Genomic DNA, 9,823 nt, shown 5'->3' with positions numbered 1-9,823 from the left:
GATGCGGCATTATCGTCAATGTCACGCCACTGGAACCATGGGAAGGCCAGGTGACGCTGGAGTTTTCAAATACCACGACCTTACCTGCAAAAATCTATGCTAATGAAGGCGTGGCACAGATGCTGTTTTTTGAGTCAGACGAAGTCTGTGAGACCTCTTATGCGGATCGTGGCGGGAAGTATCAGGGTCAACGAGGCGTAACATTGCCGAAATCCTGAGAAGGAGCGAATGAAAATGGCCAGTACAGCACTCCGACGCTTGTTATGGCTACCGGCATTATCGCTGGCGCTTGCGGCCTGTAGCGGTGATGCACCTACGTTGATCTCACAGACAGAGCGCAGCCAGGCGGGTAGTCATGCAGTGGCTTTTTCACCGGATAATCAATACCTTGTGGTTGCCGATACCGAAGAAAACGCCAGACTCTGGCGTCTGGCCGATAATGAAGTGATCTACAGCTGGCAGAGCATGCCGGATGCGCCAGCCATGACCAGTCTGGTAGGCTTTTCTGGAGATGGTCGCTTTGTAGCAACTGCCGAATACGACACAGTCATGTTATGGTCGGTCGCCAGCGGTGAACCCTTCAACCGTGTTCAGTTTCCATTCCCCGTCCGGGCGATGGCCTTGTCGCCAACCGGCAACGCCATTCTGGTTGCCTTGACCAACCGAACTGCCGTGTATTTCGATATCAACCGCAATCGTGTGGTTCATGTCTTTCAACATGATGGCAGTAATGTGAATTCTCCTGTCGATCAATTGATCAACGCAGTGGCGATCTCTCCTGATGGTCTTTATGCAATGACCGGTGGCGATGATTGGACGGCACGACTTTGGCAACTGGACAATGGAGAGCAACTGCAAATCTGGCCGCATAACAACAGCATTAACTTCCTGGCTTTTCATCCAGAACAGTCGGTTGTGATAACAGCTGCAGCCAACGGCTATACCCACCTGCGCGAGTATCCGACTGGAGAGGAGCGCTATTTTTTACGCAGCTCACCCTGGCCGAGCAATCTCGATTATCCTGATTTTCCGGTTTTTTTGATGACCACAACTGCTGTAGCTTTCTCGACTGACGGGAACTATATGGTGACAGGTCATGCCAACGAGCAGCTTTGCTTATGGCAATTTCAAAGCGGTGAAAAAATCAGTTGCTGGAAAACCGGGCGTCGCGCTGCGCTGAATCCGGGGTCAGTTGTTCAGGCAGTCGCCTTTTCTGCAGATGGTCAAACCATATTTTCCGAGTCCGGCAATGGACTGGCGGAGCAGTGGCAGAGGAGATAGCTCATGTTATACAAGCTGGTATTTTTTGTGCCCGAAACGCACAAGGAAATTGTAAAACAGGCGGTCTTTGCGATGGGGGCCGGTCGCTATGAACACTATGATTGCTGTAGCTGGGAAACACTTGGCACAGGGCAGTTCAGAGCAATGGAAGGCAGCCAACCTTTTATCGGGCAGCAGGGCAAAATCGAACGCGTCAATGAATATCGCGTGGAAACCGTCTGTCAGCCTGAATTTTTACCGGCGGTTTTGCAGTCATTAATTGACGCACATCCTTATGAAACACCGGCGTACGAAGTTTGGCCGGTCAAGACTCTCGAAGACTTTTAGGAACAACATGAATATTGCTGAAGCACCTGCGCAACCTCAAATTACACGCCTGGATGACTATCGCGCGCCAGATTATCTGATAGACACAGTAAGTCTTGAGTTTGAGTTGGATGCCAGTGAAACACGGGTGAGCAGTAAACTAAAGATGCGTCGTAACCCCGAGGGGCAGGGCGGTCCATGCATACTCAACGGTGAGTATCTGACACTGGTTTCAATTGCGCTGGATGGCAAAACACTGGCTGGCAATGAATACCAACGGACAACCGACACATTGCTATTGCCACAAGTGCCAGCATCATTCGAGCTGGAAGTTGTTACGCTGATCCACCCGGATCAGAATACGGCGCTTGAAGGCCTGTATCACTCCGGTGCAATACTTTGCACACAGTGCGAAGCCGAGGGATTCAGACGAATTACCTATTATCCGGACAGACCGGATGTCATGGCGGTATTTACCGTCACCCTGATCGCCGATGCCAAAAAATGGCCAATGTTACTGGCGAATGGTAACCGGCAGGCCTCAGGTGAAATGGAAGATGGCCGGCACTGGGTGCGTTGGCATGATCCACATCCGAAACCAAGTTATCTGTTCGCGCTGGTTGCTGGCGACTTGTATTGCCAGCAGGATCAGTTCACCACGATGAGTGGCCGGCAAGTATTGCTCGAGATCTATGTCGATCCAGAAAACCACAACAAATGTGATCATGCGCTGAACTCGCTCAAGCAAGCGATGCGCTGGGACGAAGACGTCTACGGCCGTGAATATGACCTGGATGTCTTTATGATCGTTGCGGTCAATGACTTCAACATGGGCGCGATGGAAAACAAGGGTTTGAATATCTTCAACGCCGCTTGTGTGCTGGCTAGCCCGGAAACTGCAACTGATGCGGATTTTTATACTATCCAAAGCATCGTTGGACACGAGTATTTTCACAACTGGTCGGGAAATCGTGTCACCTGTCGTGACTGGTTTCAGTTGAGCCTGAAAGAAGGTTTCACCGTGCTGCGTGATCAGCAATTCAGTGCGGATATGAACTCTGCAGCTGTGCAACGTATCGATGATGTTGATCAACTGCGTAGCATGCAGTTTGCCGAAGATGCCGGGCCAATGGCTCATCCTGTTCGGCCAGACAGCTACATCGAAATCAGCAATTTCTACACGGTCACGATTTACGAAAAAGGCGCTGAAGTGGTTGGCATGTTGAAAACGCTGACCGGGCCAGAGGGCTTTCGTAAAGGCACCGATCTGTATTTTAGTCGCCATGATGGTCAGGCAGTTACTACCGATGATTTTGTCAAAGCCATTGAAGATGCCAATCAACTGGATCTGACACAGTTCAAGCGCTGGTACAGCCAAGCCGGCACACCGGTGCTGATTGTAGAAGCGCATTACGATGCTGACAAACAAGTACTAGAGCTGACTTTACGACAAAGTTGTCCTGCAACGCCCGGTCAACCCGAAAAACAACCCTTTGTGATTCCGGTTGCTATGGGCTTATTGTCGAGTAGCGGTGCCAGCCTGCCTTTGCAGCTTGATACTGAAACATCAGCGGTAGATGCAGAAACGCGTGTGTTGACGCTGACGGAACAGAGTCAGACATTTCGATTTATTCACCTGACCGAAGAACCAGTTGTCTCCGTGCTCAGAGGTTTTTCAGCACCGGTGAAGGTCAAGTTTGAGCGAGACAACGAAACCCTGGCATTTTTGATGGCACATGATCGTGACAGCTTTAATCGCTGGGATGCAGGTCAACAATTACTGATTCAGATCATGCTCAGAATGGTTGAGCAATATCAGTCGGACAAGACATTGGATCTGCCTGAAATCTTGCTGGACAGACTGCAGCATGTGCTTGATGACCCAAGCATCGATCCGGCCTTAGTTGCTCGAATGCTGTCACTGCCCAGCGAAAACTATCTGGCAGCGCAAATGACCATCGCTGATGTTGATGCCATCCATGCAGTGCGCAAGTATGTCAAACAACAGATCGCACAACGTCTCAAAGCGGGCTTCAACACTCGTTATCAGGCCTTAAATCAGGCCCAAGTCTATGAATTCAATGCCAGCCAAATGGCACAACGCAGTCTAAAGAATGTGTGTCTGGGATATCTGATGGCGACCGGTGATCCGATGCAGACGCAACGCTGTCTCAAGCAGATGAAGCAAGCCGATAATATGACCGACTTGCTGGCAGGCTTGAGATTGATGGTCGATCAGCCGGGCCCGGAAAGAGAGCATGCGCTGCGAGCCTTCTATGAACAATGGCAGCATGATCGCCAGGTAGTAGATAAATGGCTGACGGTTCAAGCGGTTTCGGATTTACCCGACGCGCTGTTCAGGGTGAAAGCCTTGCTCAAACATCCTGCGTTCAGCATGAAAAACCCTAACAATGTTCGCGCGCTGATAGGACAGTTCTGTCGAAATAATCCAGTGCATTTTCATGCAAAAGACGGCAGTGGTTATCGTTTTCTGGCAGAGCAGATTTTGCTGCTAGACAAACTCAACCCGCAGGTAGCTGCCAGGCAGCTGGGTGCGTTCAATTCATGGCGTCGCTATGATGCAGAACGTCAGGCTCTGATGAAAAAATCGCTCAGTGATATCGCCGGTGCACAAGATTTGTCTGCTGACGTCTATGAAATCGTTAACAAATATCTTGCCGACTAAGATGTTTGAACTTCATCCTCGACTGACTGCGGATACTTTTCATATTGCTGATTTGCCGCTGTGTCGGCTATTGCTGATGAATGATAGTCGCTATCCATGGTTGATTCTGGTGCCTAGACAAGCCTCGCTGACTGAGGTTTATCAGCTCGACCAGGACAGGCAGCACCAGCTTTGGGATGAGTCTGCGCTGGTCGGCGAGCGACTGATGCAGTTTACCAATGCCGACAAGCTCAATATCGCGGCATTGGGTAATCAGGTGCCTCAGTTGCATGTGCATCATGTTGCCAGATTTCAGCACGATAGCAGTTGGCCAGCGCCGATCTGGGGTATAGGCACGGCCGAGCCTTACTTGCCCGAGCAATCCGAAACTTTGATTGCATCGTTACGGCAGTTATTTGCAGATCAATCCGGACATGGCGACTGAGCGATATTTTCGGCTGGCGATAAGCCGGGAAGAAGCGATGCGATATTACAAGGGAGAGGCACTGGTCGTGGTCGCGCATGCCGATAATGGCCAGCGTTTACAGTTTCCGGCCCTGCATATTCGGCGTTTTATTGATCAATACGGCATCCATGGCCGATTCAGGATTCGCTTTGATCACAATCACAAACTGATTGACCTGCAGAAAATCTCTGATTAACAGCGCCTAGCCAATTTCTTCTTTGGGGAAATACACCAGTTGGCTGCCGGAAAACAGATCATGCCAGCTGAGTTTTTCCTTGCTCAGCCACAGCCATATAAAGCCCAGGCCCAGCGCAAGAAATGAAATGATAGCAATGCTGAATCTCATAAAAGCTTGCTTCCAGCTGATGCCCACCTGCCCGTGACTCATTAGATACACCCGCCAGGCGCGCATGCCCAATGTCTGTCCACCATGTGTCCAGAACCAGCCATAAAAGAATATGCACACAGCCAGCAGATAAATCACAAATACTGGATTATTGGCGCCAATCGCTTCACCGCCATTTAAAGCCACGGCGACAAAGCCTGCTATCAGTAACACTGATAACAGCAGCATCAGGTCGTAGGCAATAACTGCAAAAAGTCTCAATGGACCGGGTGTGCCGGGCGTTTTTGGTTTCATGATGGCCTGTTATTGAGATGCTTTATTAGTGGGCGAAAACTGGCACATAAAGTATCATATTCGCTTTATCTGCTGTGAATTGGGTTCTAAATGTTGCAATTGATTGGCCGTCCGGCTTTTTCTGCATTTCGTCTTGAAAAATTACGCGCTGCTATCCAGAGCGAGGTGGCTGCAGTCACCGAAATTGAGGCCGAGTATCGTTATTTTGTCGAGACAGATGATGACAAACGTCTGTCGGCTGATGCAGTTGAAGTCCTCGAATCATTGCTTGAAGCCACTGCCGAAGAGGCCGAAGCAGAATCTACTGAGCAACTGTTTCTGGTTGTGCCGCGTCCCGGAACGATTTCACCCTGGTCAAGCAAGGCCACCGACATTGCCCACAACAGCGGTTTGTCTGATGTCCACAGAGTAGAACGTGGCATTGCTTTCAAGATTAAACTCAGTGCACCTCTCAGCAGTGAACAATTCAAGCGTGTCTGTGCTCACCTGCATGACCGAATGATCGAAACCGTCTTTGATAATGTTGAAGATGCTGAACAGTTGTTTATGCACACACCGCCACGTCCATTGCAATCAATCGATATTCTCAGTGGTGGCCGTCAGGCATTGGCACAAGCCAACCAGAATCTCGGTCTGGCATTGGCTGAAGATGAAGTAGATTATCTTTACGACAATTTCTCTGCGCTGGGTCGTAATCCAAACGATATCGAACTGATGATGTTTGCTCAGGCAAACTCTGAACATTGCCGTCACAAGATTTTCAAAGCGGACTGGGTCATTGATGGCAAAGCCCAATCACATAGTTTGTTTGACATGATTCGAAACACGCATGATCTGCATCCAGAGGGTGTGGTGAAAGCCTACAGTGACAATTCCTCTGTGATTGAAGGCCCACGCAGCCATCGTTTTCAGGTCAACATGGCTGACAATCACTACTGCTATGAGGGTGAAGTCCAGCACATCCTGATGAAAGTTGAGACGCACAATCACCCGACAGCGATTTCACCTTTTCCCGGTGCAGCAACTGGCGCGGGTGGTGAAATTCGTGACGAAGGTGCAACAGGTCGTGGCTCCAAACCCAAGGCAGGTTTGACTGGCTTTACTGTGTCCAACCTTCAAATCCCCGGTTTTGAACAGCCATGGGAAACGCCTTATGGCAAACCGGCCCGTATGGCTTCGGCCTTAGAGATTATGATCGATGGGCCACTGGGCGGCGCTGCATTTAACAATGAATTCGGTCGCCCGAATCTGTGTGGTTACTTCCGTACCTATGAAGCCAAAGTGGCTTCAGATAACGGCTTTGAAGTGCGCGGTTACCATAAGCCGATTATGGTCGCAGGCGGCATGGGCACTATCCGTCCTCAGCATGTTGAAAAACACATTATGGCACCCGGCACACAGCTGGTCGTGTTGGGTGGCCCGGCAATGTTGATCGGTTTGGGCGGCGGCGCTGCCTCATCGGTGACTTCCGGAACCAGCGATGAGGGGCTTGATTTTGCCTCGGTACAGCGTGGTAACCCTGAAATGGAACGGCGTTGTCAGGAAGTGATAGATCGATGTGTAGCCTTAGGTGACAAGAACCCTATCGTATCGATTCATGATGTCGGCGCAGGTGGCTTGTCCAATGCTTTTCCAGAACTGGTGGATGACAGTGGCCGAGGTGGACGCTTTGAGTTGCGAGTGATTCCGAATGATGAACCCGGCATGTCGCCTATGGAAATCTGGTGTAATGAATCTCAGGAGCGTTATGTACTCGGGATTGCGCCGGAAGATGTCGAAATCTTTCAGGCTATCTGCGAACGTGAGCGTTGTCCTTGGGCGATTGTTGGTGAAACAACAGCTGAGCAACATTTGCTGTTAGGCGATGCGGTGTTTGATAACAAACCTATCGACATGCCTTTGTCATTGTTGCTGGGTAAGCCCCCCAAAATGCTGCGTGATGTTAAACACCACAGCAAACCAAAACCCGAACTGGATATGACCGGTGTGACAGTGACCGAGGCCTTGGAAAGAGTCCTCAAATTGCCCTCTGTCGCCAGCAAGAGTTTCCTGATTACTATTGGTGATAGAAGCGTCACCGGGTTGGTTGCCAGAGATCAGATGGTCGGTCCCTGGCAGGTGCCGGTGGCTGACTGTGCTGTGACACTGGCAGACCATCATGGTGTGTTGGGCGAAGCCATGGCCATGGGTGAAAGGACACCGCTGGCGGTCATTGACGCACCTGCCTCAGGTCGAATGGCAATTGGTGAAGCAATCACCAATATTGCCGCTGCGGACATTGCCCAACTGAGCGATATCAAACTGTCGGCAAACTGGATGGCCGCCTGTGGTCATGGCGGTGAAGATGCATTGCTGTATGACACAGTCAAAGCGGTTGGTATGGAGTTGTGTCCACAACTGGGCATTGCCATTCCGGTAGGCAAAGATTCGCTGTCAATGAAAACGGTTTGGCAGGAAGAGGGCGAAACAAAAACAGTCACTTCGCCGTTATCACTCATTATCAGTGCTTTTGCGCCGGTCACAGACGCCAGCAAAACACTAACGCCACAGCTCAGAACTGATCTGGGTGAGACGCGCTTGGTCTATATCGACCTTGGTCATGGACATCATCGTCTGGCCGGTTCAGCGCTGGCTCAGGTTTATCAACAAACCGGACATCGAGTGCCGGATGTTGATGATGCCATCACAATCAAGCGTTTTTTCAAAGCAATTCAGTCGCTGCGACAAGCTTCGCTGCTGCTCGCTTATCATGACCGCAGCGATGGCGGTCTGATCACAACACTTTGTGAAATGGCCTTTGCGGGTCACTGTGGGCTTGAGATTGATTTGAAGCAACTTGGCAGTGATGCGCTGTCATTGTTGTTCAATGAAGAACTGGGGGCGGTGATTCAAGTCCCTGCTCAACAACTTTCAGAAGTGATGTCAGTGCTTGAACAGCATGAACTTCACAAACACAGCCATGTGATCGGCCAGCCTTCGACTGTTCAGACGATTCGTATCAGTGTTGATGGTGAACTTGTACTCGAACAACGCAGAAGTACTTTGCAACGTTTCTGGGCAGAAACCAGTTACCGCATGCAGTCACTGCGTGATAATCCAGACTGTGCCGAGCAAGAATTCACCGCTCTGGCGGATGAAAATGATCCAGGGCTGCATGCCAAACTCAGTTTTGATTTGGCAGAGCAGGTCGCTGCGCCATACATCATTAGCGGTCATCGCCCGAAAATGGCTATCCTGCGTGAGCAGGGCGTGAATGGGCAACTGGAGATGGCAGCGGCATTTGATCATGCCGGTTTTTCAGCGATAGATGTCCATATGAGCGATATCGTTGAAGGACGGGTATCTCTGGAAGACTTTAAAGGTCTGGTCGCTTGTGGTGGTTTTTCCTACGGCGACGTACTTGGGGCAGGTCGCGGTTGGGCCAGCACAGTGCTGCACAACCATCGTGCTCGCGATGAATTTGCCGCCTTCTTCGAACGTCAGGATACCTTCTCTCTGGGCGTCTGTAACGGTTGTCAGATGTTGTCGCAACTGAAAGATTTGATTCCGGGCAGTGAGCATTGGCCAAGATTCAGTCGCAATCTCTCAGAGCAATTCGAGGCACGTTTCTCACTGGTGGAAGTGACTGAGTCACCCTCGATTTTGTTACAGGGCATGGCCGGATCGATCATGCCGATCGCTGTGGCACATGGCGAAGGTCGGACTGATTTCAGTGAAACAGGCAATAGTGAGCAAGCGCTGATGGCGATGCGTTATCTCGATAACTATGCAAGACCCACTGAGCGTTATCCGTTTAATCCTAATGGATCTGCTAATGGTCAGACCGGCTTTACCACCACAGATGGTCGCGTCACCATCATGATGCCGCATCCTGAGCGTGTGATTCGCGCGGTGCAACATTCCTGGCACCCGGATAGCTGGGGACAGGATGCACCGTGGTTGAGATTGTTCCACAATGCCAGACGTTGGGTCGGTTGAGGGCGTCGTAGTCAGCGAATAAAAGGGCGTGGCATCTGCACACAGTAGCAGCCTGCCTCCTTATTCCTGCGACACGTAGCCGTTATAACGGGTCCCTCACCCGTTATTCGCGCGCCCAAGTCCCGTCATTCCCGCGTCCCTCACCCGTCATTCCCGCGCAGGCGGGAATCTCACTGAGGCCGTGCAGAGATTCCGGACAAACGTTGCACGTTTTCCGGAATGACGATCAACTCACCGTCATTCCCGCACCCAAGTCCGTCATTCCCGCGCCCCAGCCCCGTCATTCCCGCGCAGGCGGGAATCTGTCAGAGGCCGTGCGGAGATTCCGGATAAACGTTGTACGTTTTCCGGAATGACGATCCAACTCACCGTCATTCCCGCGCCCCAGACCCGTCATTCCCGCGCAGGCGGGAATCTAGCAGAGGCCGTGCAGAGATTCCGGACAAACGTTGCACGTTTTCCGGAATGACGATCAAGCTCACCCTGA

8 protein-coding genes are annotated in these 9,823 nt (G+C 51.0%); 7 read left to right on the top strand and 1 reads right to left on the bottom strand.

Annotation, left to right across the window (positions count from 1 at the left end):
- From MPL1_RS08545 to MPL1_RS08520, 6 genes are all read left to right on the top strand, one after another.
- The coding region (locus MPL1_RS08545; protein ID WP_009726726.1) for a dCTP deaminase at positions 1–218 on the top strand (218 nt) is incomplete at its 5' end.
- A gap of 16 nt (positions 219–234) precedes the next feature.
- Entirely contained in the window at positions 235–1,281 is a 1,047-nt protein-coding gene (locus MPL1_RS08540) for a WD40 repeat domain-containing protein (RefSeq protein ID WP_152417626.1), read from the top strand.
- Between the two features lie 3 nt (positions 1,282–1,284).
- The gene (locus tag MPL1_RS08535; protein ID WP_009726724.1) at positions 1,285–1,608 is read left to right on the top strand and encodes a Bsu YqfO NIF3/CutA domain-containing protein; all 324 of its coding nucleotides are present in this window, start codon (positions 1,285–1,287) and stop codon (positions 1,606–1,608) included.
- A 7-nt stretch (positions 1,609–1,615) separates the two neighbouring features.
- Positions 1,616–4,273, top strand: coding sequence for an aminopeptidase N (gene pepN, locus MPL1_RS08530; protein ID WP_009726723.1), 2,658 nt, complete (start codon positions 1,616–1,618; stop codon positions 4,271–4,273).
- A complete protein-coding gene (locus tag MPL1_RS08525) occupies positions 4,242–4,697 on the top strand; it encodes an HIT domain-containing protein (protein WP_235045561.1) in 456 nt (151 codons plus the stop codon). Before pepN ends, MPL1_RS08525 begins: the two co-directional genes overlap by 32 nt.
- Positions 4,687–4,914 carry a DUF2835 domain-containing protein gene (locus MPL1_RS08520; RefSeq protein WP_040577033.1) on the top strand — a complete coding sequence of 76 codons (228 nt, stop codon included), beginning with the start codon at positions 4,687–4,689 and terminating at the stop codon, positions 4,912–4,914. The genes MPL1_RS08525 and MPL1_RS08520 overlap by 11 nt, the downstream gene beginning before the upstream one ends.
- Positions 4,915–4,920: 6 nt before the next feature.
- On the opposite strand, the gene MPL1_RS08515 is transcribed toward MPL1_RS08520, so the two are convergent.
- On the bottom strand, positions 4,921–5,358 hold the full coding sequence (locus MPL1_RS08515; protein WP_009726720.1) for an RDD family protein: 438 nt from the start codon (positions 5,356–5,358) through the stop codon (positions 4,921–4,923).
- Between the two features lie 90 nt (positions 5,359–5,448).
- Here MPL1_RS08515 and purL point away from each other — a divergent pair, with 90 nt between their 5' ends.
- Entirely contained in the window at positions 5,449–9,336 is a 3,888-nt protein-coding gene (gene purL / locus MPL1_RS08510; protein WP_009726719.1) for a phosphoribosylformylglycinamidine synthase, read from the top strand.
- Positions 9,337–9,823: the final 487 nt, after the last annotated feature.

Source organism: Methylophaga lonarensis MPL, from assembly GCF_000349205.1.
Taxonomy (GTDB): domain Bacteria; phylum Pseudomonadota; class Gammaproteobacteria; order Nitrosococcales; family Methylophagaceae; genus Methylophaga; species Methylophaga lonarensis.
Note: the sequence above shows the minus strand (reverse complement) of the source record. Positions and strands in the feature narration are given on the sequence as shown.